Below are 22,202 nucleotides of genomic sequence, written 5' to 3' on the forward strand. Positions count from 1 at the left end.
CATGTCTTCGGAGGTACCGGGGTTTTAGGGGATATGGCCACCGCATTTCTGGCTTTAGCTACTGCCTTTCGCCGCAAAATCTGCTAGCTTTCGTCTCTATTCACCCTTTCAACTCTCCCCGGATGAAACACGTAACCTTAGCGGCTCTGCTGGCCGGCACCCTGCTGGGTAGCTGTAGTCAGCAAACGCAACCACAAGAGGCCGGCGCAACGGCCAGCACGGCTACTGACATGAAAGATATGGCCACGCTTTTCGATAGGTACTGGGAAGAAAACAGCCGGCTTTTCCCGCTTGATGCTACCGCGCAGGGCGACAACCGCTACAACGACCAACTGCCCAACGACGGCACCCAGGAGTTTCGGGAAAAGCTGCGCAGCACCTACCAGTCTTACCTGGATCAGCTGGCTAAATATGACCGGGAGAAGCTGTCGGAAAATGATAAAATCAGCTACGACATCTTTAAGTATGATCTGGAAACCAAGCTGGAAGGCCTCAAGCTGAACACCTGGATGATGCCCTTTCAGCAGTTCTGGGGGCTGCCTCTCACTATGGGGCAGTATGGCTCCGGCGAAGGCAACCAGCCGTTTAAAACCGCGCAGGACTACGACAACTGGCTGGGCCGCGTGCGGAGGTTCTCCGTTTGGGCCGATACCGCCATCAGCAACTTCCGCCAGGGCATGAAAGCTGGCGTAGTGCTGCCCAAAGCTCTGGTGGTAAAAATGGTGCCGCAAATGACGGCTATGGTGGTTACCGACCCCACCAAGAGTCTGTTCTACGGCCCAATCAGCAAGATGCCGAAGGACATAGCCGAAGCCGACAAAAAGCGGATTACGGAAGCCTATAAGCAAGCTATTCTGACGGAACTGGTGCCTACCTACAAAAAGCTGGGCGACTTCCTCAAAAATGAATACCTCCCCAAGGCCCGTACCAGCACTGGTATTGCGGCCATTCCCCAGGGCGCGGAAGATTACCGCTACGACGTAAAATACTGGACCACCACCGATAAAACGCCCGAGGAGATTTACCAAACCGGTCTGAGCGAGGTAAAGCGCATCCGCACAGAGATGGAGAAGGTAAAGGCGCAGGTAGGCTTTAAAGGAGATTTGCAGGCATTCTTCAAGAGCCTGAAGTCCGACAAAAAGCTAATGCCCTACAAAAAGCCGGAAGAGGTGCTCAACGCCTTCCGGGCTATTCAGGCCACCATTGACCCTAACCTGAAGAAGATGTTCGGGCGCACGCCCAAAACGCCATTCGAAATCCGGCAGACAGAGGCCTTCCGCGCCGCCTCGGCCTCGGCAGAATACAACCAGGGCAGTCCGGATGGCTCCCGCCCGGGTATTTTCTACATCCCTATTCTGGATGCTACTACCTTCAACATTACCTCCGGCATGGAGTCTTTGTTCCTGCACGAGGCTATTCCCGGGCACCACTACCAGATTTCCCTGCAGCAGGAAAATACGGAACTGCCCAAGTTCCGCCGCTTTGCCTGGTACGGCGCCATGGGCGAAGGCTGGGCGCTGTATACCGAAAGCCTGGGCAAAGAGCTGGGCCTCTATACCAACCCGTACCAATATATGGGGGCTTTGGGTGATGAAATGCACCGCGCTATCCGGCTGGTAGTAGACGTGGGCATGCACACCAAAAACATGACCCGGGAGCAGGCCATTAAGTATATGATGGAAAATGAAGCCATAGGCGAAGACGGCGCCACGGCCGAGATTGAGCGCTACATGGCCATTCCGGGTCAGGCGCTTTCCTATAAAGTAGGTGCCCTGAAGATCAGGGAACTGCGTACTAAGTACGAGCAGCAACTCGGCACTAAGTTCAGCCTGAGTAACTTTCATGATGAGCTGCTGAAGGACGGTGTAATGCCCCTGGCCGTGCTGGAGCGCAAAATGGACGCCTGGGCCGCTGCCCAGAAATAAGCACTACAGGAATTAATGCCTTATTCATAAAAAAAACGCCCGCCAGATATTCTGGCGGGCGTTTTCAGTAAGATGGAGCCGGTGGCTACTCTTCCCGGGTAGAGGCTTGCTGCTCGGTAGACTGGCTAGGCATACGCTGTACCGGGGAAGTGGGGTCGTTGGGGGAGCCCTTTATGGCCGCGTCGGTAGAGGTTTTCTGGTCTGCGGCAGAGCCGGTGCCAATAGGCGTCTGGGCATCTTGGTCCTTACTAACGCTATCCAGGTTGGTGTCGGTAGAACGCGCCGGAGGGGCATTGGTAAAGTCTTCCGTGGTTTGCGGGTCTTTGCCGGGGCTGTTGCTCCGGTCGCAGGAAGAAAGGGCGGTGGCAGCCACCAGAGTTAGTACTATATGAGGCAGGTGTTTCATAGGAAAGGATAACTTGATGAACAGGATACTCGGCCTTTGTATACGGCGGGAAGGAACAGGAAGATGGGGCTGCCAGATTTTTCCGGCTCAATAGCCTTATGCCACCCATTCTGGGCTAGTCATGGTTTTGTCGGTACCGCCGGGGCACAGGTGCATAGCACTTCCCGGGTAGGGCGCGCCACCTGATAATTCGGCAGAGAAACCTCTTTCATATACACCACAGCCAGTTGCCGAATGGGGGTGTGCGGCAGCTTTTCCTGCCAGATGCGCAGCATATAGTTGCAGTAGTACGGGCGCATATAGGCGTTCTGGATGAAAAGGTAGTTCTCGGAGTACTTGCGCCATCGGTCATTGGCAAACAGGCTTACTACCGAGGCCGGCTTGGCATAGCTAACGGGCGCCCCATGCCGGTTTAAATCAAGGTGCTGCCCGGTGGCGGTAGTGGCCTCCAGAATGTACCAGCCATCATCCTTAAAAACCGTGGGTGCAAACATGCCCCAGTGCTGATCCAGCCGAACCAGATAAGCTAACCAACGGCTTTGGTCTGAAAACAACCTGCGCGTTGGGGCCACACTATCCGCATTCCACCAGCAGATATATACCAGCAAGCCTAGCACCAGCCCCTCGCGCAGACTACGCACCAACTGCCGGCTGCTACCGGAGCCATGCCAGGCAGCGCTTACCTGCAGACGGAAGGGGCGGGGCCAGGCTGTCAGGCGGGCGCGCCAGGCAGCTGTATTTTCGGCGGCGCGTTGCTGCAAACGCTGGAGTGGCGGCAATACGCGCCGCTCCAGCACGGCCAGCGCTGCTGCAGGTAGCAACCCCAGCAGCGAGGCAATATTGATCAGGTAAAACAGCCCCACAAACAGGGTCAGGCTGATGCCTATATGAAAGAGAAGAAGCACCGTAATAAACACCATGCGCCACCATGCCACCCGAAATGGGATAAACAGCACAAAGGGCAGCAGCATTTCCGTGTAGTAGGCACCAAACGTGAGTACCCGCAGTAACTCTCCGTATGGATACAGCAGGCGCCCTACCGGCATTAAAATCTGGTCCAGGCTTAGAGCATAGTACAGCGCGGTGCCTTCCTGGGTCCATTCCGGCCCACTTTTTAAAAGCGCCGTGCACCAGTACAGCATGGCCAGCTGCACCATGTAGGCTACCGTGGCCGCGCTGAAATAGGAAAACGAAGCAGGTAGTGGCTTATGGCGGGCATCCAGTGAGTAGCAGCGGCCCCAGGGCAGGAAAATTCCCCAGAACAGGAGCATACGCAACAGGTCGTCGCCCCCCTGCGAAATGAGCGGGTTGCGGTTCTGCACCGATACAAGCAGCAGCCACGAAAGTACCGTCATCAGGCGGGTATGATACCCTAACAGCAGGGCGCCGGCTACTCCCGCCGCAATTAAAAACAGCAGAGCCTGCACCTGCCACAACCCGCTAATGGTATGCAGGGAAAACTGATAGGGCGTCCAGCAATTGGCAAACAGCGCATGCAGCGGCAGCACGCCCATGTTGGCGTAGTGCGCTTCCAGGTCCGTACTGCGAATAGCTAAATCCGTCAGTAATACGGCAGCCAGTGCAATGCGCATGAGCCCCAGTGCCCGCACATCCAGCACAAACGGATTCTGGAAGAAAGCAGAGGCACGTGGCATAGAAGGCCAGGGCAGGGGGCTTAATGGAAAGGGAAAACGCAACGCGGCAGCTTACCAGAATACACTTATTCTGAGAAGCTGCCGTGTATGCCTTTATAAAAGGAGGGCTTGGCTATTCAACGCGCCTTAGCGGGTAGTAGAGCCACTGGTGGTGCCAGAAGTTGTGCTGCTGGTGGTAGAGCCAGTAGTAGAGCCCGAAGTAGTGCCGCTGGTTGTTCCGGAGGTAGTTCCGGTTGTTGTGCCGGTAGTGGAACCCGTGGTAGTGCCAGTTGTAGAGCCCGTGGTGGAGCCGGTAGAACCGGTGGTTGTCCCATCCATGCCCGATGTTGTTCCGGACGTAGTGCCTGATGTAGATGTACCGGAGGTGGAAGTGCCGGAAGTGGTGCTCATATCACTGCCCGAAGAGGGAGAGGTGCCGCTATCCGTCGACATACTCTTGTTGCATGAGCTTAAAGACAGGCCAGTGGACAGCACGAGTACGGCTGACAGCTTAGCCACGGAGGCAAATGACTTTTTCATAAAATAATCGGTTAAGGAAGGAGAAAAAGGAACACTGGAAACCAACAGGGAAAGACATTTTCCCATCATGCGGGTTTCTATAAGTAGGGAATAATGTGCTTGTTATACGAACCGTTGAGCCGTATGATTCACTTTTATTCTTTAATAAATACTGATTTCGCCAAATTGGCGCACTGCCGGTATCCGTATTTTTAACTGGCAAACCTTCTTACTATTCCATAAAAAGCAGATTATAGAGTCTGGACAGGTTTACAGGACCTATATAAATGGCTTCATGCTAGGCCAAAATGTTTCCTTCTTCAGTACTATTGATTAAGCAAACTATTTTCCACCCCCTGTAGCTCCATGACGGCTTTCCCGGCAATTATTTTGTTTGATGGCGTCTGTAACCTCTGCAATAGTTTTGTGCAGTTTGTCATTCAGCACGACCCGGCTGGCAACTTCCGCTTTGCGGCCCTGCAGTCGCCGGAAGCGCAGGCATTACTGGCTGCCCAAGGCCATGTAGTACCCGTTGGCGAGCCGCAGTCAGTGTTGCTACTGGAAAACGGGCAGCTTTATTCGCATTCCACCGCCGCACTGCGCATAGCCCGGCAGCTAACCTGGCCCTGGCGCTGGAGCTACGCCGCCATCTGGCTGCCTCAGCGCCTGCGCGATGCCGTGTACCGCTGGGTGGCACGGCATCGATATCAGTGGTTTGGCAAACAGGATGCCTGCTGGCTGCCCACCCCGGAGTTGCGCGCCCGTTTCCTGGCAGGTTAGCGCAGGCCCCGCGTTTTGTTATTTGCCAGTACCTTACGACGCCTCTTCCACCCAACTCCCTTCTGCATGCAAGCACTAGTTCTTGAAGGCATCAGCCAGCCCCTACAGCTCCGCGACGTGCCTACGCCCACTGCCGGCCCCGGACAACTCCTGGTTCACCTGCACGCCGCGGCCCTCAACCACCGCGACGTCTGGATTCAGCACGGCCAATATGCCGGGCTCCGGTTTCCGTGCATCCTGGGTTCCGATGGAGCAGGCGTCGTTTCCGCCGTTGGGGAGGGAGTTGATCCACAGTGGCTGGGCCAGAAGGTGCTCATCAACCCGGGGCATAACTGGGGCGAAAACCCCAGGGCACAGGGCCGTTCCTTTGCCATTGTAGGTTTGCCGGAGCAGGGCACGTTCGCCGAATTCCTGAGCGTACCCTTACAATATGTGCACCCCATGCCGCAGCATCTGAGCTTTGCCCAAGCTGCGGCCTTGCCTCTGGCTGGCGTAACGGCCTATCGGGCCACCTTCACCCGGGCCGGTCTGCAAGCCCAGGAGCGGGTGCTGATTACGGGCATAGGTGGTGGGGTAGCTTTGCTGGCCATGCAAATGGCCGTGGCCCGCGGCGCACAAGTGTGGGTCACTTCCGGCTCCGACGAGAAAATAGCCCGGGCCGTAGCCTTAGGTGCGCAGGGTGGCATCAATTACAAAACCGAAGGCTGGGCCATGACAATAGCCAAAGAAGCCGGTGGGCCTTTCGATGTAATTGTGGACAGCGCTGCTGGCCCTGCTTTTGCCCAACTGCTGGATGTGGCTGCTCCCGGCGGCCGTATAGTGTTCTACGGGGGTACCTTGGGCACTATTCCGCAGGTACCGCCCGCCAAAATATTCTGGAAGCAGCTCTCTATTCTGGGTTCTACCATGGGTACCGAGCAGGATTTCGCCGAGTTGCTGGCTCTGGTTACCGAGCATCAATTGCATCCCGTGGTAGATGAAGTGTTGCCGCTTGCCGAAGGCGAAGCCGCTATGCGACGCATGGATAATGGACAGCAGTTTGGCAAAATTGTATTGCAGATTTCACATGAATAAATTTCTGGAATATTATTTATAAACTATTGAAAATCAACATTATAACTTGCAATATTTTGGAGTAATATTCGCTGAAAAATGAATGAAGAGAGGGGCTTTTCTGTTATAAAGCGTACGATAATTCAATCAGGACTCTTCGCTCTTCCCTATATGAAATCAGCTGCTGATTACCTCAATGCACCGGTTTTCTACCTGACCTACCCAACCGGGGAACAGGCAGAATCGGCGCCGGTTGTAACTTATGATGATGCACTGCGGGCCATTGAAACTGCCCTGGCCGATGCGGAACAATACCGCTACTTGTTGATGCGCGCTTTGCGCCGGAAGTCCCCGGATGCGGCCGAACAAACCACCACGGCGCCGGTAGTTTCCATGGTGCCCTTTTATTCGGAAGATGATATGGCCGCTTAAGTGCCTTTTTATTTCACATACCAAATGCCACTGCTGAGCCTGTTTCAGCGGTGGCATTTGGCTTAAACCCTCGGCTGGCCCGCCACTTTACTGCCCAGAAGCTGGGCCAGCGCCACCGCCTGCTGCCTCAGCTCCGGCACAGCAGTCGATTCAAAATATGCGGGCCGACGACTGGGGCCAAGTGTGAAATACACCGGTGAAACCGATCCGTCGGCTGTAAGCAAGGCGCCGTGCTCATCCGTAACAATGCCTAACCGCAAGGCATCAGGTACCAGTTGGCCGGCTTCCCGCAGGCTTAGTACCAGGGGGTCCTGAATGCGGGTGTAGTCCAGCAAAGGCCCGGTGCAGGAAACCACGTGCTGCGCCGTCAGGACAGCAGTACTTCTCTTTCGCCGAATGTGGACGGCCAGCTCAGGGCCCTGCGAAACCAGATGCTGTACCCGGCCCTGGTATACTTGTACTTGGCCGGCGGCCATCAACTGTTCTATAATGGCGGCATTCTGCGGCGGGCTACGATGCCGGATGGTAGTCCAGAGCGAAGAGACGTGGCGGAGAAAACGGGCCTGTTCCGGCAAAGGCCAGTTTGCCCAAATGTTGCCCAGATCAGGCCGGAGCGAATCCAGCACCGGCCGCCAGTCAATGCCTTGTGTGGCCGCTGTGCGCACGCGCCGGCGAATAGCGGCCACTACCTCACCTACCGTTTTTAATTCCTGCAGCTCAGTAGTGTAAAAACTGGGATAGGTGGGTTCTGCCGGGCCATGCGTACTAGGCCAGCGCCCGTGTCCCGAAACCACGGTGATAGGCGCACGGTGGCCGTCGGCGCGTAGACCGAGCAATACATCCACTGCGGTAAGGCCAGAGCCTATCAATAGCACAGAATCATCCAAGCCAATGGAGCGCAAGGCCCCCTGTGCCCACGGGTTGCCATGAAAGCCTGGGTGGTTGCTGTAGCCATCAGCCGGACGAGTGGGTGGTAGTGGCGGAAAATTGCCCAAAGCCAGAACAACATAGTCGCTGGATAAGCGTGTGCCATTGGCCAGCTCCAAAACCGCTGATTTTCCATCCGGGGCTAAAGTAGCGGCAGTAGCCGCGGTATGATGTACCGTAACCCGAATGCCATTTATAGGAGAATGGCTTATAATCGTAGTTACCAACTCCTGTATATAATGCCCATAGGTTTCACGGGAACAGAATTCCTGCTCACAGGCTGGCGTGTGGTTTGTCTGTAGCCATTCCACAAAGTGGCCCGGATTTTCCGGGAAAGCACTTAGTTGAGGACTACGCACATTCAGCAGATATTCTGGTCGGCGGGCAGTGTAAGCCAGCCCCGGACCAGCAATAGGGCGTGGCTCTACTAGGTGGATATCACAGGCAAATGGCCCGCCTGGTAAATGCGCCAGCTGTACCGCCAGCATGGAACCCGAAAATCCCCCGCCCAAAATCGTTATGGTCTTTCGTTTCACTGAGGTGAGTTCAAGAAGGGTGGGAGAGTTTGGGCGGATAAAATGGGAGAAAAGATTCTTACTAAAAAATCAAGGGCATAAGCCAATAAGCTAATTGTGGTTCTTCCCGCCTGCAGCTTGTGCCCTCAAACGAACCGCCCGGCCGTGCGTTGCGCACAGCCGGGCGGCTAGATGTAAAATCGAAGCAAATGGCTCTGGTTTAGTTAGCCACCCTGATTAATAGTAGGCGCCTGTTGCCAGATAATTGCGCACATAATCATTGATGCCATCTTCCAGGCGGGTGAAAGGCCGGTCGTAGCCAATGCTGCGCAGCTTGCGCATATCAGCCTCCGTAAAGTACTGGTACTTGTCACGGATGTCCTCGGGTGTGTCTTTGAACTGGATGTCAGCCGTCATATCCAGCGCGGCAAACGTGTTCAGGGCTAAATCCAGGAAAGTGCGGGCCTCGCCGGTGCCCAGGTTGTAGATGCCGGAATGCTGGCGGTGATGCAGCAGGAAGTAGCACACTTCCACCACGTCCTTCACATACACGAAGTCGCGCATCTGGCCGCCGTCAGTATAGTCGGGGTTGTGGGAGCGGAACAGCTCCATGGAGCCTGTGCGCCGAATCTGCTCAAACGCGTGCAGAATCACGGACGCCATGCGGCCCTTGTGGTATTCGTTGGGGCCGTACACATTGAAAAACTTCAGGCCCGCCCAGAAAAACGGCTTTTCTTCCTGCTCCACGGCCCAGTTGTCAAAGTCATTCTTCGACTCGCCGTAGGGGTTCAAGGGGCGGTACAAAGGCAAAAGCGCATCGTCCTGATCAGAATAACCCAGCGTGCCCGAGCCGTAGGTAGCGGCCGAGGAGGCGTATACCAGCGGCAGATGATAGCGCACACAGGCCTGCCACATCTGCTTGGAGTAATTCAGGTTGAGCAGGTCCAGTACGGCGCGGTCCTGCTCGGTGGTATCGGTGCGGGCGCCGAGGTGGAAGATGAATTCCACTTCCTCGTGGTTTTTATCGAGCCACTCAAAAAACTCGTTGCGGTCTACGTACTCGCGCAGGTGCTTGCCCTTGAGGTTGGCCAGCTTGCGCTCCACTGAGAAATTATCCACCACTACAATGTCGTTGAAGTTGGCGGCATTGAGGCGGGTTACAAGGCAGCTGGCAATAAAGCCGGCCGCTCCGGTCACAACTATCATAGGGCTGAAATTTTGCCTAAAAGTAGGCATTATCCACCGTCTGCATTTCCTCGACTGACGAGTACTTGACTTGGCGCGCTACCTTTGCCCATGCTTCAGTTATTTCTACGCGTGTTTCGGGCGCTGCCTTTGCTCGGGTTGCTCGCCTGCCAGCCCGATAAGCAGCCCGCCACTACTGAAAATGCCGCCCGGCCCCAGCAGCTGACCGACGACCTGGGCCGCAACCTTACTGTGCCGGCCCAGCCGCGCCGTATTCTGGCGCTGGCCCCGTCCATGACGGAAATGCTGTACGCCGTAGCCGATACCGCCACCATCATAGCCCGCACCCAGGTCTGTGACTTCCCACAGGCAGCCCTGCGCAAACCGGTGGTCAACAGCTATCCGCTGGATCTGGAGCGCCTGGTAGCGCTGCAGCCCGATGTAGTCTTCACCATTGAAGGCATTACCTCCCAGGATGATGCGGCCCGCCTGGAAAAGCTGGGCATTCCGGTGTATTATCAGCGCTACAACAAGGTAGAGGATATTTTCAAAGGGCTGCAGGACCTGGGCCGCATTCTGCACCGCGAGCCACAAGCCCGCCACCTCACCGATTCCCTCCGCACTGCGCTGAAAGCCATAACCGAGGCGGCACCAGCCGGGCCGCGCCCCCGGGTGCTGGCCATTACCTGGCAGGACCCCATTTATGTATATGGCCAGAACACCCTGTTTACCGATAAAATAAGGCTGGCCGGCGGGCAAAATGCCGTGGTTGAGTCTTTCCCGCAACCCTACCCGGCCCTCACGCGCGAGTACATTCTGCAACTGAACCCCGATGTGTTGCTGGGCGGCCGCTTCGGGCAGCTGGACAGCACGTTTTTCAAGAATTATCCGGAGTTGCGCCGCATACGGGCTTACCAGAACCGCCGCGTGTTTGCCGTCACCGGCAACCTGATGGAGCGCCCCAGCCCGCGTGTGGTAGAATCTATTCAGGAGCTGCAACGCTTGTTGCGGCAGCCGGCTGCCCGGTAATTCCACCGGCTGGTGTTACTTCACGCTATGAATCAACGTGCCGCCATTTGGCTAGTGCTGGGCCTGGTGCTGCTGGTGGTACTACTGGCGCTGGGTTTGCGCGTGGGCAGCTACTCGGTAGACTATGCCCTGGTGCGCCGCGCGCTGCTGCACTACAACCCTACCGACCCAGCCCAGCTGGTACTGGTGGAGCTGCGCCTGCCCCGCTTGCTGCTGGCGGTGCTGGCCGGCGCGGGCCTGGCTGTGAGTGGTTACCTCATGCAGGCCATGGTAAACAATGCCCTGGCCGACCCCTATCTGCTGGGCACTGCCTCCGGCGGGGCCTTAGGTGCTATTCTATGCTTTTCTTTCCTGCCCAGCGTTTTTCTGGGTGGCTTCTACTTGCCGCCGCTGGCGGCCTTGGCCGGTGCCCTGGGCACTACGCTGGTAGTAGTAGTGCTGGGCATGCAGCAAGGGCAATTGCGGCCGGCGCAACTGTTGCTAGGCGGCGTAGCTATTGGTTCCCTGACTACCGCCATAGGCGGGTTGCTTACTTTTTTGTCTGACACTCAGGAAAAGCTGCGCTCCGTGGCATTCTGGGCCATGGGTAGCTTTGAGCGGGCCGGCTGGGAGTTGCTGCCTTATCCGGCCGTGGCGCTGGCAGTGGTATTGGGGCTGTTTTTGTTCCTGCAGAAAGACCTCTCCATTTTATTGCTGGGGGAGGAGCGGGCCCAGGCCTTGGGCGTGGATGTAGGCCGTACCCGCTGGATCCTCATCATTGCGGCCTCGGGGCTTACGGGCTGTGTAGTAGCCTTATGCGGGCCTATTGGGTTTGTCGGGCTCATGATTCCGCACATCACGCGCTGGCTGTTGGGCGTCACGGGCCGGGCCAACCTTTGGGTGTGCGCAGTGCTGGGGGGCAACTTTCTGTTGGCCTGCGACCTGCTGGCCCGCGTACTCTACCCACCTGCCGGCTTACCCGTAGGCATCGTTACTGCCCTGTTTGGCGTACCGTTCTTCGTATATTTGCTGCGAAAAAAAGAAGGATTCAGGGTGTAGGGGTTACCAGTAGCAAGTATTGGTGCTGCCTATTTCTAACCGTATTACCTGTATTGGCTGGCCGATAATGCCAGTTCGCAGGCCCTGAGTTCTACCACTCAATACCCCACAGAATGATTTACGTTAGCCGGCAGGAACACTTCAACGCGGCCCATAAGCTATATAACCCTAACTGGAGCGAAGAGCGGAACCGTGAGGTTTTCGGCCCCTGCGCTAACACCAACTGGCACGGTCATAACTTCGACCTCATCGTGACGGTGAAAGGCAAGCCCAGCCCCGAAACCGGCTTTGTAGTCGACCTGAAACAGCTCAGCCAGCTGATTCGGGAGCATATCATTGCCCAGGTAGACCACAAAAACCTGAATTTGGACGTGCCCTTTATGGCCGGCAAACTGGCCAGCACAGAAAACCTGGTGCTGGCTTTCTGGGAAATTCTGCAGCGCCAGCTCCCCACTATCACCGACGCCCACCTGCACTGCATTAAACTCTACGAGACGCCCCGCAACTTTGTAGAGTATTACGGCGAAGCATAGTTCTGAAGTTGAGTGAGCCCGCAGGCTCTGTTCAACCTCCGAATTCATCATTCAGAAGCAACCCAATGAAGTATTACCTGATAGCCGGGGAGCGTTCCGGCGACCTGCACGCCGCCAACCTGATGCGTGAGCTAAAGCAGCAAGACCCCCAGGCTGAGTTTCGGGCATGGGGCGGCGACATGATGGCGGCCGAAGGCGCGGAATTGGTGCACCACTACCAGGAAATGGCCATTATGGGCTTCCTGGAAGCGGCTACCAGTATCCTCAAGTTTCGCGGCTTTCTGAAAGAGTGTGAGCGGGATTTGCAGGCCTGGCAGCCGGATGTAGTAATTCTGGTAGATTATGCCGGCTTCAACATGCGGGTAGCCAAGTTTGCCAAAGCCGCTGGTCTGAAAGTGTTCTATTACATTTCGCCCAAAATCTGGGCCTGGAACCAGAGCCGAGGCCACAAAATCAAGCAGCTCGTCGACAGGATGTTTGTTATTCTGCCCTTCGAGCAGGAGTTCTACAAGCGCTTTGAGTATAAGGTAGACTACATCGGCAACCCCACGGCCGATGTGGTAGCCGACCACCAGCCATCAGCTGATTTCTACCAGCGTAATAATCTGGACCCCAACCGGCCCATTATTGCCGTATTGCCGGGCTCGCGTAAGCAGGAAATCGAGGAAATGCTCTTTGAGATGACGGCCATCATCCCGCCGTTCATGGATTACCAGTTTATTGTCGCCGGCGTCGATAACCTCGACGCAAACTACTACGCCAACTTCGAGCGCAATAACGTCCGTATCCTCTTCAACCAGACCTACGATATCCTAAGCCACGCCAAAGCCGCTATGGTTACCAGCGGCACTGCCACGCTGGAAACCGCGCTATTTGACGTGCCACAGGTTGTGTGCTACCGCACCAGCGCTGTGTCTTACGTTATCAGCAAGGCTGTTATTAAGGTCCCTTATATCTCCTTAGTCAATCTGATTGCTGAGAAGGAAGTGGTAAAAGAGCTGATTCAGGGCGAATTCAACTCTCGCAAACTGGTGCAGGAATTGAAAAAGATTACTACTGACGAAGCCTTTATTGCCAAACAGAAAGCAGATTATGCAGAACTGCGGGAGAAGCTGGGCCGCAATAATGCAGCTAAGAAAGCAGCGGAGTTGATGGTGGGGTACTTGAAGTAGTTATGCCTACTCCATCAACAGAAAGGCCCGGCAGATGAATCTGCCGGGCCTTTCTGTTGATGCAAATGGTAATTACGCTGCGCGCAACTGCTTCAGCGGAGAACTATCAAACTTGCTGCGGGCATATTCCAGATCAATCACCAGTTCTTTCACCCCTTCTTCCGAAGGCATGTCAAACATGGCGTCCGTCATGATGCTTTCACAGATGCTGCGCAGGCCACGGGCACCCAAGCGGTACTCATCGGCTTTCACCACAATGTACTCCAAGGCTTCTTCTGAGAAGGTCAGCTCTACGCCTTCCATATCGAAGAGGCGCTGATACTGCTTTACAATGGAGTTCTTGGGCTCCGTCAGGATTTTGCGCAGGGTGGCGTGGTCCAGCGGGTTGAGGTGCGTGAGCACGGGCAGGCGGCCAATCAGCTCCGGAATCAGACCGAAAGCTTTCAGGTCCATAGCCGTTACGTAGCGCAGGAAGTTGTCCGTATCAATCTTCTCTTCCAGCTGCGTTTTGGCAAAGCCCATGGGCTTCGTGTTCAGGCGGCTCTTGATGATGCGCTCAATGCCTACAAAGGCGCCGCCGCAGATAAACAGGATGTTCTCGGTGTTCACCGTAATCATCTTCTGCTCGGGGTGCTTGCGGCCGCCGTGCGGGGGCACGTTCACGGTAGTGCCTTCCAAGAGCTTCAGCATAGCCTGCTGCACACCCTCGCCGCTCACGTCGCGCGTGATGCTGGGGTTATCACTCTTGCGGGCAATCTTGTCGATTTCGTCGATGTAGACGATGCCGCGCTCGGCCGCTTCCACATTATAGTCCGCAGCTTGCAACAGACGCGTCAGAATGCTTTCTACGTCTTCGCCTACATAGCCGGCCTCAGTCAGTACCGTGGCATCCGCAATGCAGAAGGGCACCTGCAGAATGTTGGCCAGCATGCGCGTGAGGAAGGTTTTACCGGTGCCGGTTTCACCTACCATAATAATGTTCGATTTCTCAATCACCACGTCGTCCTTCTGCGGTTTCTGCATCAGGCGCTTGTAATGGTTGTATACGGCCACGGACATCACCTTTTTGGCTTCGTCCTGACCTACTACATACTGATCAAGGTACTCCTTCATCTCGCGCGGCTTCACGAGGTTGAACTTCGGTGCTTTCGAGTTCGACCGAATTTTATTCTCCTCGTTCAGGATTTGCTGGGCCTGACCCACACACCGTTCGCAGATGTGGGCGTTAATGCCGGAAATCATGACCGAGACGTCTTTTTTGCTCTTACCGCAGAAGGAGCACGTAATATCTGCCATTGGTTGAAGGACTCTCAGGATAGGGGTATAGGTTGCTCCGCTTTTCGGGGAGCGGGCCCAAAGGTACGAAAACGCAAACGCCCTCTGCACGAAAAAAAGTGCCGGTTCATTGTCTTTCTACTTTAAAGCAAAAAAGTCCGCCATTGGTTTTCAGGCCAATAGCGGGCTTTTTCAATATAGTCTGGTCCTGATAGAGAATGGTGAAATCCTTGTCAGGAGGATGAATTCAGCTTACGCAGCCGACTTCTTTTCCAGCACTTCGTCAATCAGGCCGTACTCTTTTGCCTCATCAGCACGCATCCAGTAGTCACGGTCGGAGTTGTCGTGAATTTCCTGGTAGGTTTTGCCGGTGTGCTGCGCCAGGATGTCGTACAGCTCCTTCTTAAGCTTCAGAATCTCGCGGGCCGTGATTTCAATATCCGACGACTGGCCTTGCGCACCACCCGAGGGCTGGTGAATCATGACGCGGGCGTGGGGGAGGGCAGAGCGCTTGTCTTTGGCACCACCGGCCAGCAGTACGGCACCCATAGATGCCGCCAGACCGGTGCAGATAGTGGCCACATCAGGGTTCACATACTGCATGGTGTCATAAATACCCAGGCCGGCATATACCGAGCCACCGGGCGAGTTGATGTACAGCAGGATGTCTTTCTTGGCATCCACGGACTCCAGAAACAGCAACTGGGCCGTAATGATGTTAGCAATATAGTCGTCCACGGCCGTACCCAGGAACACGATGCGGTCCATGATCAGGCGGGAGAAAACGTCAATTTCAGCAAAGCGCGTGGGGCGTTCCTCAATTACGGAGCGGGTCATGCCGGTAGGCATAATCAGCCCGCCGCGCACCTGGCCTTCCACGTGTTGCAGATATTGGTCAACACCCAGGCCGCTGAGGCCCTGGCCCTTCACGGCAAACTTGCGGAATTCTTGTTTATTCAGCATGATAGAAAAGAGGGAAGTAGATGTGTTAAAGCGAAACCGATGGGCAACAAAAAAGCCCATACGGCAAGTAAGGGCTTTTTTGTTGGTTTGAAAACCGGGCAGTGAGGGATTAGCTCGCTGCCTGATTGCGGAAGTCCTCAGCCGAAATCGGTTTGTCGTTAACAACAACTTTGCCGCGGAGGTTTTCCAGCACTTTCTCTGCCAGAATGGCTTCGTACTCGTTTACGTAGTTTTTGCCGTTCTCCTGACGCAGGTAGTTGTCAGCAAAACCACGCATCGACTCGCGCATCTCGTCGGTCACCTCGGGCAGGTTAAACTGGCCCATGATCTTCTCCAGAGTACGGTCAATGATTTCGTCGTTCGACACCTTCAGGCCCTGTTCCTCAACTACTTTGTTGCGGATCATGGACCACTTCAGCTCGCGCTCATAGTCATTGTAGTGCTCTTCAACCTGCTCGGCCGTCAGCTTGCCTTCGTTGGCACGCAGCAACCACTTCTTGAAGAACTCCTTAGGCACCTCAATGGAAACCGAATCAATCAGCTTGTCGATGATCTGGCGGTTAACCAAATTGTCAGACTCCCGGTCATAGTTCTCCTGCACCGTGCCGCGCACTTTCGCGTCGAAATCTTCTTTCGAAGTCACCGCGTCTTTGCCGAACACTTTGTCGAACAGGTCCTGGTTGTGCTCAGCGTTAGCGGTGCGCGTGATTTTCTCCACGTTCAGCACGTACTCGCCGCTTACTTCCTTGGCCTCGTCCTTCGTCATGCCCGAGAAGTTGGCAATAGCCGAAGCATCGCCCCCGAAGGCATCCTGTAGATCAAAGGTGATAGAGTCGCCGGGCTTTACGCCTACAAACTTGTCAGCACCGTTGGTTACTTTGTTAATGGGCAGTAACACGGCACGGCCTTCGCCTTCCTCGTCAGCCTTTTTCAGCTTACCAAACAGGTAGTCGCTGGCTTCGGAGGACTCTGGATTGGTGGTTTCGCCAAACTGGCGGCCAATCTGGTCGTAGGTTTCCTGCAGGGTAGCCTCGTCGAGGTCTACCTTGTGGCGGTCTACGGAAATAGCCTGGTCGGCGGGTAGCTCGAAATCGGGCAGCAGGCCCAGCTCGAAGGGGAATTCAAACTCTTTCTGAGAGTCGAAATCTACATTCGTCGCTACGGGCAGGGGCTCGCCCAGAATTTTGATGTTGTTTTCTTTGATATAGCCGTCTACTGCTTTGCTCAGCATAGCATTCAGCTCATCAGCCAGAATGCTTTTGCCGTACATCTTGCGAACCAGCGTAGCCGGTACTTTACCCGGGCGGAAGCCTTTGATTTGCGCTTTTTTGCTGTATTCCTTCAGCTTGCTCTCTACGGCGGGAGCATAGTCAGCCTCCGTGATTTTTACTGTCAGGATGGCACTCAGCTGGTCGTCGTTCTTGTTAAGGGTAATGTCCAAAACGGTCGTCGGTTAAGGGTAAACGTAAGAATGCGTAAGCATCAGCCTGGTCAGACGTCCGTTCCTACGCATGCTGGACGTCCTTGAAAAACAAACCCCCAACTGGTTGGGTTGAGGGTATGAGAGGGGGTAAAGAAAAATACTAAGTGCGGATGGAGGGACTCGAACCCACACGCCTTGCGGCACCAGATCCTAAGTCTGGCACGTCTACCAATTTCGCCACATCCGCTTACGAAGCCGTCCGCCTCGGGGCCGCAAAGCTACACAAGCTGGTCGGAAATTCAAACGGTTCCGATAAATGTGTAAAAGGTATCTGCAGAAAAAAGCAACACGGGGCATTTCAGGCTGTTGCCGCCCAAAACCCGGCTTCGGCTTCGTACTTTCGCATTCTCAGTACTTTCCGCGGTGCTTCGGTACCGCCCCGCATACATGGCCACTCACATAGACCCCGAGGTAGAACGCAACGAAATTCTGCGCGCCTACCGCCGCCTGCTTCGCACCGCCAAGCCGTATCTGCATGGCAATGATGCCAAGCTGATTAAAAAGGCCTTCAATACTTCCCTGGAAGCTCACAAGGACATGCGGCGCAAGTCCGGGGAGCCGTATATTCTGCACCCGCTGGCCGTAGCACAGATTGTGGTAGAAGAAATCGGGCTGGGTACTACCAGCATTGTAGCGGCTCTGCTGCACGATGTAGTAGAGGATACGCCCTGGGAAATAGCCGACGTTGAGCGCGAGTTCGGCGACAAAGTGGCTCGCATTGTAGACGGCCTCACCAAAATTTCGGGTGTTTTCGAGTACGGCACTTCCGAGCAGGCCGAGAACTTCCGCAAGATGCTGCTCACGCTCTCAGAAGATGTGCGCGTCATCCTCATCAAAATAGCCGACCGTTTGCACAACATGCGCACGCTCGACTCGATGCCGCGCCACAAGCAGCTCAAAATTGCCTCCGAAACAATTTACCTCTACGCGCCGCTGGCCCACCGCCTGGGCCTGTATGCCATTAAAAGCGAACTGGAAGACCTGTACCTGAAGTACACGGATACCGAGGTATATACTGAGCTGGTCAACAAAGTCCGGCAAAGTCGCGCCTCTCGCAACCGCTTTATTAAGGAGTTCGTGATGCCGATTGATGAAGAGCTGAAAGCTCAGGGCTTCAGCTATGAAATCAAAGGCCGCCCCAAAAGCATCTATTCCATCCTGAAAAAAATGCGCAAGCAGAACATCACCTTCGATGAGGTGTATGACCTGTTTGCCATTCGGGTAATTCTGGATGTGCCCTTTGAGCAGGAAAAAGCTGCCTGCTGGCAGGTATACTCCGTGGTAACGGATTTCTATCAGCCTAATCCCGACCGTCTCCGCGACTGGGTAAGCACGCCCAAAGCCAACGGCTACGAAAGCCTGCACACCACCGTCATGTCCCGCACGGGCCAGTGGGTGGAAGTACAGATCCGTAGCCGCCGCATGGACGACATTGCTGAGAAAGGTTACGCGGCCCACTGGAAGTATAAAGACACCGGCTCCATATTGCCCGAGTCCAGCCTGGAGGCTTGGATAAACAAGGTGCGCGAAATGCTCGAAACCAATAACTCCAGCGCTTTGGAGTTCATGGACGAGTTCCGTCAAAACCTCTTCGTAAAAGAAGTCTATGCCTTTACACCCAAAGGCAAGCTCATCATCCTGCCGGACAAAGCCACCGCACTGGATTTCGCCTTCGATATTCACACCCACATTGGCTTGCAGTGCCTCGGGGCCAAAGTGAACCAGAAGCTGCAGCCACTCAGCTACCAGCTTCACAACGGCGACCAGGTAGAAATCCTGACTTCACAGAAGCAGCGCCCCACGGAGGAATGGTTGAAATACGTCATCACTTCCAAGGCCCGTTCAAAAATCAAGGATTACCTCCGCGACGACAAGCGCAACAAAGCCGAAGATGGCCGCTTCCTAGTAGAAAAACGCCTGGAGATGTTGGGTATCGAGCCCACGCAGGATAACCTGAACCGGTTGCTGGCGCACTTCAATACCTATAATCTGCATGAGTTCTACTACCGGCTGGCCATTGGGCAGATTGACGGGCGTGAAATCAAGGAAAGCATTTTCGACCCGGCCGTGGAGCTGCCGCGGGTGCCCTCTAGGCTGGAGCCGAAAGCCTTCGACCATGAAGTGCAGAAGATTCGGGGTGTGAATGCCAACATGCTGGTTATTGGCGAGCAGACCGAGAAGTTCGACTACACCATTGCGCCCTGCTGCAACCCCATTCCCGGCGACGACGTGTTCGGCTTTGAAACCGAAAAGGGCATTGTCATCCACCGTACCTCCTGCCCCAAAGCGGTAGAGCTGATGTCCAACTACGGCAACCGCATTGTGCGCGCCAAATGGACGGATCAGTTGGAGCTGGCTTTCCTGGCCGGTATCCGCATCAAAGGCTCCGATAGGGTAGGGCTGGTAAATGATGTTACCAAAATCATTTCCAACTCCCTGAAGGTAAACATGCGCTCCATCACCATTGACTCCGATGATGGTCTTTTCGAAGGCCAGATCATGGTTTTCGTGAATGATACGGACCACTTAAACAAGCTCATGCACCGTCTATCGAAGGTAAATGGGGTTTTGCAGGTAGAGCGTTTTGCCTCATAGTATAAAACAGTATTCAAAGTTTAAATAAGTATAAGAAGTGTCAACAGAGCAGAGTCTCACATGGGTTTGGCTTGGTTAAAGCAGAGTTCATCCGGTGCTTACTCCGTACTTTTGTTACTCCTTATATATAGGTAGCGCATGCTGGATCAGGAGAAGTTTGAAGAAGTGAAGAAAATCTTCACGGCGTACTTAGAAAACAAAGGCCTACGGAAGACCTCTGAGCGGTATGCCATTCTGGAGGAAATCTACTCTCGCACCGGCCATTTCGATGTAGAAGAGCTGTTTGCCGGCATGAAAACGCAGGGCCTGCAGGTAAGCCGGGCCACCGTATATAATACCCTGGATTTGCTGGTAGAGCACGGCTTGGTGAGCAAGCACCAGTTTGGCCGCAATCTGGCGCAGTATGAAAAAAGCTATGGCTACCGCCAGCACGACCACGTCATCTGTACCGAATGCCATAAAGTAGTTGAGTTCTGCGACCCACGCATCCACGGCATCCAAACCATGGTAGGCGAGTTACTCAACTTCCATATCTTGCATCACTCTTTAAATCTGTACGGTGTGTGCGGCGACTGCCGAGCCCAAGCCGCCGCCCGCTCTCAAGCCGAATGAAAACTGAAGCCGCCGTCCAGAACGGCATCCTCTACGTGCGCCTTAGCGGCGACCTGATCGGTTCTCCCGACACCCAGCCTCTCCTCCAAACAATCAACGACCACCTCGGCGACGACGTTATCCTCTGCGCTGTGGACCTGTCAAACGTGCGGTTTATCAACAGCACCGGTATTGGAGTCCTGGTATCCATCCTCACCAAATTTCGCAATCAAGGCGGCGAGTTAGTCTTGATTAACCCCTCCGAGCACATCCGGAAGCTGTTGGTCATCACTAAACTCAACGCCATTTTCACTATTGCAGCCTCCGATGCGGAAGCCGCTGAACAATTGAAAGCCGTAAGCTAATGCCAGTTGACGTACTAGTCGGATTACAGTGGGGAGATGAAGGGAAAGGTAAAATCGTAGACGTACTAGCGCCCACCTATGATGTGGTGGCCCGCTTTCAGGGAGGCCCCAACGCTGGCCACACCCTTACCTTCGATGGCATTAAGCACGTTCTGCACCAGGTTCCATCGGGTATTTTCCATCCCCACATCCTCAATGTAGTTGGCAACGGCGTAGTGCTGGACCCCTCTGTTTTCCGTCAGGAACTGCAAAAGCTCACCGACCGGGGCGTTGATTGGAGCCAGAACCTCTACGTTTCCAAAAAAGCCCAGCTTATCCTGCCTTCCCACCGTGCTTTAGACCGCATCAGCGAAGAAGCTCGTGGTGGAAGTAAAATTGGCTCCACCCTCAAAGGCATCGGTCCCACGTACCAAGACAAGATTGGCCGCACTGGCCTGCGGGTAGGCGACATCCTATTGCCCGACTTCCAGGAACGCTACCAGGAAACCGTAGCCCGGCATGCTACCCTAGCCGCTTTCCACGGCAAAGAGCTGGAAATTGAAGCTTTTGAAGCAGATTTCTTCTCCGCAGTAGAGTTTCTGCGCACCCTGCAGCTCACCGATACCGAGTATCTATTAAATAAGCTGCTCAGCGAAGGCAAGAATATCCTGGCCGAAGGTGCACAAGGCTCCTTGCTGGATGTTGATTTCGGTACCTATCCCTTTGTCACCTCCTCTAGCACTATCGTTGCCGGCGCCTGCACTGGCCTGGGTATTGCCCCGCGCCATATAGATAAGGTATATGGTATCAGCAAAGCTTACTGCACCCGCGTAGGCAGTGGCCCTTTTCCAACAGAGCTCCTGGATGAAGTAGGGGAGGAGATTCGCAAAGCCGGCCGCGAGTTCGGCGCTACCACCGGCCGCCCCCGCCGCTGCGGCTGGATTGATTTGCCCGCTCTACGCTACAGCATCATGCTCAACGGCGTCACCGAAATCCATTTAATGAAGGCCGATGTCCTTGATGAGTTCGATGAAATTCGGATATGCACGCATTACCAAACCCCCAATGGTGAGCAAACCGACCGCTTCCCGGACTTTGGCGAGCTGCAATACATGACCCCTGTGTATATCAGCATGCCCGGCTGGCGCACCGTTCTCCAGGATATAACCGATCCAGCAGCGTTGCCCACCGAGTTGCTCGCCTATATACAGTTCCTGGAGCAGCAATTAGATGTTCCCATCCGTATCGTCAGCGTCGGACCAGATAGGGTAAGCACCCTTCATCTAAACTAATACCTTCTGAAAGGCGAGTATTGCAAAGCGCGATACTCGCCTTTTTCATTCTCTCCATGTACACCTTATATATAAGGAGTGTAAAGTAGCCCTATATAGAAGGTATTCCCTTCTTATAAATGGAAGCACCTTAATAAAGATAGAGTGCTTACCCCTTAGCAAGAATAGACAGGTCAAACGGGAACCGAACTATTCACCGCTTATTCATTGTATCAGGCACTCCTATATATAAGGTCTGTTTATCGGTCTCTGAGGTATGTTAATAGGCCATGCAAGCTTACTAAGCGAAAGGCCTAAGTTTTTTTGTGAGGTGAGTGAACTAAATCGACCCGTCAATCGGTTAGTCCTCAGGGCGGTAGCGAAAGCAAGACAACCCATGCCAACCTAGCCTGCCGATTTCTTGGGAAGGTCGTTTGGAAAAGCGGGAGAAAGGCCGCACTTTTGCACTCCCAAACCGGAACGCGGCAGGGCAGGCAGGCATCAGGCCACTGGAAAAAGTTTTGAGCAGGGA

Annotated in this window: 20 protein-coding genes and 1 tRNA gene; 12 read left to right on the plus strand and 9 right to left on the minus strand. The window is 54.7% G+C overall.

Annotated elements, in window-relative coordinates; genetic code table 11:
- The first annotated feature begins 122 nt into the window (after positions 1-122).
- On the plus strand, positions 123-1,925 hold the full coding sequence (locus tag Q4G72_RS06865) for a DUF885 domain-containing protein (RefSeq protein WP_303310659.1): 1,803 nt from the start codon (positions 123-125) through the stop codon (positions 1,923-1,925).
- Positions 1,926-2,010: 85 nt separating this feature from the next.
- Here the strand turns inward: Q4G72_RS06865 and Q4G72_RS06870 are convergent, their stop codons facing one another.
- From Q4G72_RS06870 to Q4G72_RS06880, 3 genes are all read right to left on the minus strand, one after another.
- Positions 2,011-2,331 (minus strand): hypothetical protein, encoded by a 321-nt coding sequence (locus Q4G72_RS06870; RefSeq protein ID WP_303310660.1) that lies wholly within the window; start codon positions 2,329-2,331, stop codon positions 2,011-2,013.
- A gap of 119 nt (positions 2,332-2,450) precedes the next feature.
- On the minus strand, positions 2,451-3,986 hold the full coding sequence (locus tag Q4G72_RS06875; RefSeq protein WP_303310661.1) for an HTTM domain-containing protein: 1,536 nt from the start codon (positions 3,984-3,986) through the stop codon (positions 2,451-2,453).
- Positions 3,987-4,112: 126 nt separating this feature from the next.
- On the minus strand, positions 4,113-4,505 hold the full coding sequence (locus Q4G72_RS06880; protein ID WP_303310662.1) for a hypothetical protein: 393 nt from the start codon (positions 4,503-4,505) through the stop codon (positions 4,113-4,115).
- 345 nt (positions 4,506-4,850) lie between these two features.
- Here Q4G72_RS06880 and Q4G72_RS06885 point away from each other — a divergent pair, with 345 nt between their 5' ends.
- The 3 genes from Q4G72_RS06885 to Q4G72_RS06895 all read left to right on the plus strand — a co-directional run bounded on the left by Q4G72_RS06885 (position 4,851) and on the right by Q4G72_RS06895 (position 6,749).
- A complete protein-coding gene (locus tag Q4G72_RS06885; protein ID WP_303310663.1) occupies positions 4,851-5,264 on the plus strand; it encodes a thiol-disulfide oxidoreductase DCC family protein in 414 nt (137 codons plus the stop codon).
- A gap of 66 nt (positions 5,265-5,330) precedes the next feature.
- Positions 5,331-6,338 (plus strand): quinone oxidoreductase family protein, encoded by a 1,008-nt coding sequence (locus Q4G72_RS06890; protein ID WP_303310664.1) that lies wholly within the window; start codon positions 5,331-5,333, stop codon positions 6,336-6,338.
- A 150-nt stretch (positions 6,339-6,488) separates the two neighbouring features.
- Entirely contained in the window at positions 6,489-6,749 is a 261-nt protein-coding gene (locus Q4G72_RS06895; RefSeq protein ID WP_303310665.1) for a hypothetical protein, read from the plus strand.
- Positions 6,750-6,811: 62 nt separating this feature from the next.
- Here Q4G72_RS06895 and Q4G72_RS06900 read toward each other — a convergent pair whose 3' ends face one another.
- Positions 6,812-8,212, minus strand: coding sequence for an FAD/NAD(P)-binding protein (locus Q4G72_RS06900; RefSeq protein WP_303310666.1), 1,401 nt, complete (start codon positions 8,210-8,212; stop codon positions 6,812-6,814).
- Between the two features lie 216 nt (positions 8,213-8,428).
- Positions 8,429-9,397 carry an ADP-glyceromanno-heptose 6-epimerase gene (gene rfaD, locus Q4G72_RS06905; RefSeq protein WP_303310667.1) on the minus strand — a complete coding sequence of 323 codons (969 nt, stop codon included), beginning with the start codon at positions 9,395-9,397 and terminating at the stop codon, positions 8,429-8,431.
- Positions 9,398-9,487: 90 nt separating this feature from the next.
- On the opposite strand from rfaD, the gene Q4G72_RS06910 reads away from it, so the two are divergent.
- The 4 genes from Q4G72_RS06910 (at position 9,488) to lpxB (ending at position 13,148) form a co-directional block, all read left to right on the plus strand.
- Positions 9,488-10,405: an ABC transporter substrate-binding protein gene (locus Q4G72_RS06910; protein WP_303310668.1), complete on the plus strand. Its 918-nt coding sequence runs from the start codon at positions 9,488-9,490 to the stop codon at positions 10,403-10,405.
- 27 nt (positions 10,406-10,432) lie between these two features.
- Entirely contained in the window at positions 10,433-11,443 is a 1,011-nt protein-coding gene (locus Q4G72_RS06915) for a FecCD family ABC transporter permease (RefSeq protein WP_303310669.1), read from the plus strand.
- A gap of 113 nt (positions 11,444-11,556) precedes the next feature.
- The gene (locus Q4G72_RS06920; RefSeq protein ID WP_303310670.1) at positions 11,557-11,976 is read left to right on the plus strand and encodes a 6-pyruvoyl trahydropterin synthase family protein; all 420 of its coding nucleotides are present in this window, start codon (positions 11,557-11,559) and stop codon (positions 11,974-11,976) included.
- A gap of 65 nt (positions 11,977-12,041) precedes the next feature.
- Positions 12,042-13,148: a lipid-A-disaccharide synthase gene (gene lpxB, locus Q4G72_RS06925; RefSeq protein WP_303310671.1), complete on the plus strand. Its 1,107-nt coding sequence runs from the start codon at positions 12,042-12,044 to the stop codon at positions 13,146-13,148.
- 72 nt (positions 13,149-13,220) lie between these two features.
- Here the strand turns inward: lpxB and clpX are convergent, their stop codons facing one another.
- The 4 genes from clpX to Q4G72_RS06945 form a co-directional block, all read right to left on the minus strand.
- Positions 13,221-14,444: an ATP-dependent Clp protease ATP-binding subunit ClpX gene (gene clpX, locus Q4G72_RS06930; protein WP_121235460.1), complete on the minus strand. Its 1,224-nt coding sequence runs from the start codon at positions 14,442-14,444 to the stop codon at positions 13,221-13,223.
- A 231-nt stretch (positions 14,445-14,675) separates the two neighbouring features.
- Positions 14,676-15,386 (minus strand): ATP-dependent Clp protease proteolytic subunit, encoded by a 711-nt coding sequence (locus Q4G72_RS06935; protein WP_262489780.1) that lies wholly within the window; start codon positions 15,384-15,386, stop codon positions 14,676-14,678.
- A 109-nt stretch (positions 15,387-15,495) separates the two neighbouring features.
- Positions 15,496-16,827 (minus strand): trigger factor, encoded by a 1,332-nt coding sequence (gene tig / locus Q4G72_RS06940; protein ID WP_303310672.1) that lies wholly within the window; start codon positions 16,825-16,827, stop codon positions 15,496-15,498.
- 147 nt (positions 16,828-16,974) lie between these two features.
- Positions 16,975-17,056, minus strand: a tRNA-Leu gene (locus tag Q4G72_RS06945).
- A 200-nt stretch (positions 17,057-17,256) separates the two neighbouring features.
- Here Q4G72_RS06945 and Q4G72_RS06950 point away from each other — a divergent pair.
- The 4 genes from Q4G72_RS06950 (at position 17,257) to Q4G72_RS06965 (ending at position 21,691) form a co-directional block, all read left to right on the plus strand.
- Complete coding sequence (locus Q4G72_RS06950) at positions 17,257-19,464, plus strand: RelA/SpoT family protein (protein WP_303310673.1); 2,208 nt, start codon at positions 17,257-17,259, stop codon at positions 19,462-19,464.
- A gap of 138 nt (positions 19,465-19,602) precedes the next feature.
- Positions 19,603-20,076, plus strand: a complete 474-nt coding sequence (locus tag Q4G72_RS06955; protein ID WP_054411800.1) for a Fur family transcriptional regulator — start codon at positions 19,603-19,605, stop codon at positions 20,074-20,076.
- Positions 20,073-20,420, plus strand: a complete 348-nt coding sequence (locus Q4G72_RS06960; RefSeq protein WP_121235457.1) for an STAS domain-containing protein — start codon at positions 20,073-20,075, stop codon at positions 20,418-20,420. Before Q4G72_RS06955 ends, Q4G72_RS06960 begins: the two co-directional genes overlap by 4 nt.
- Positions 20,420-21,691, plus strand: coding sequence for an adenylosuccinate synthase (locus Q4G72_RS06965; RefSeq protein WP_303310674.1), 1,272 nt, complete (start codon positions 20,420-20,422; stop codon positions 21,689-21,691). Before Q4G72_RS06960 ends, Q4G72_RS06965 begins: the two co-directional genes overlap by 1 nt.
- The last annotated feature ends 511 nt before the right edge of the window (positions 21,692-22,202 follow it).

Source organism: Hymenobacter sp. BT730 (assembly GCF_030542105.1).
GTDB lineage: Bacteria > Bacteroidota > Bacteroidia > Cytophagales > Hymenobacteraceae > Hymenobacter.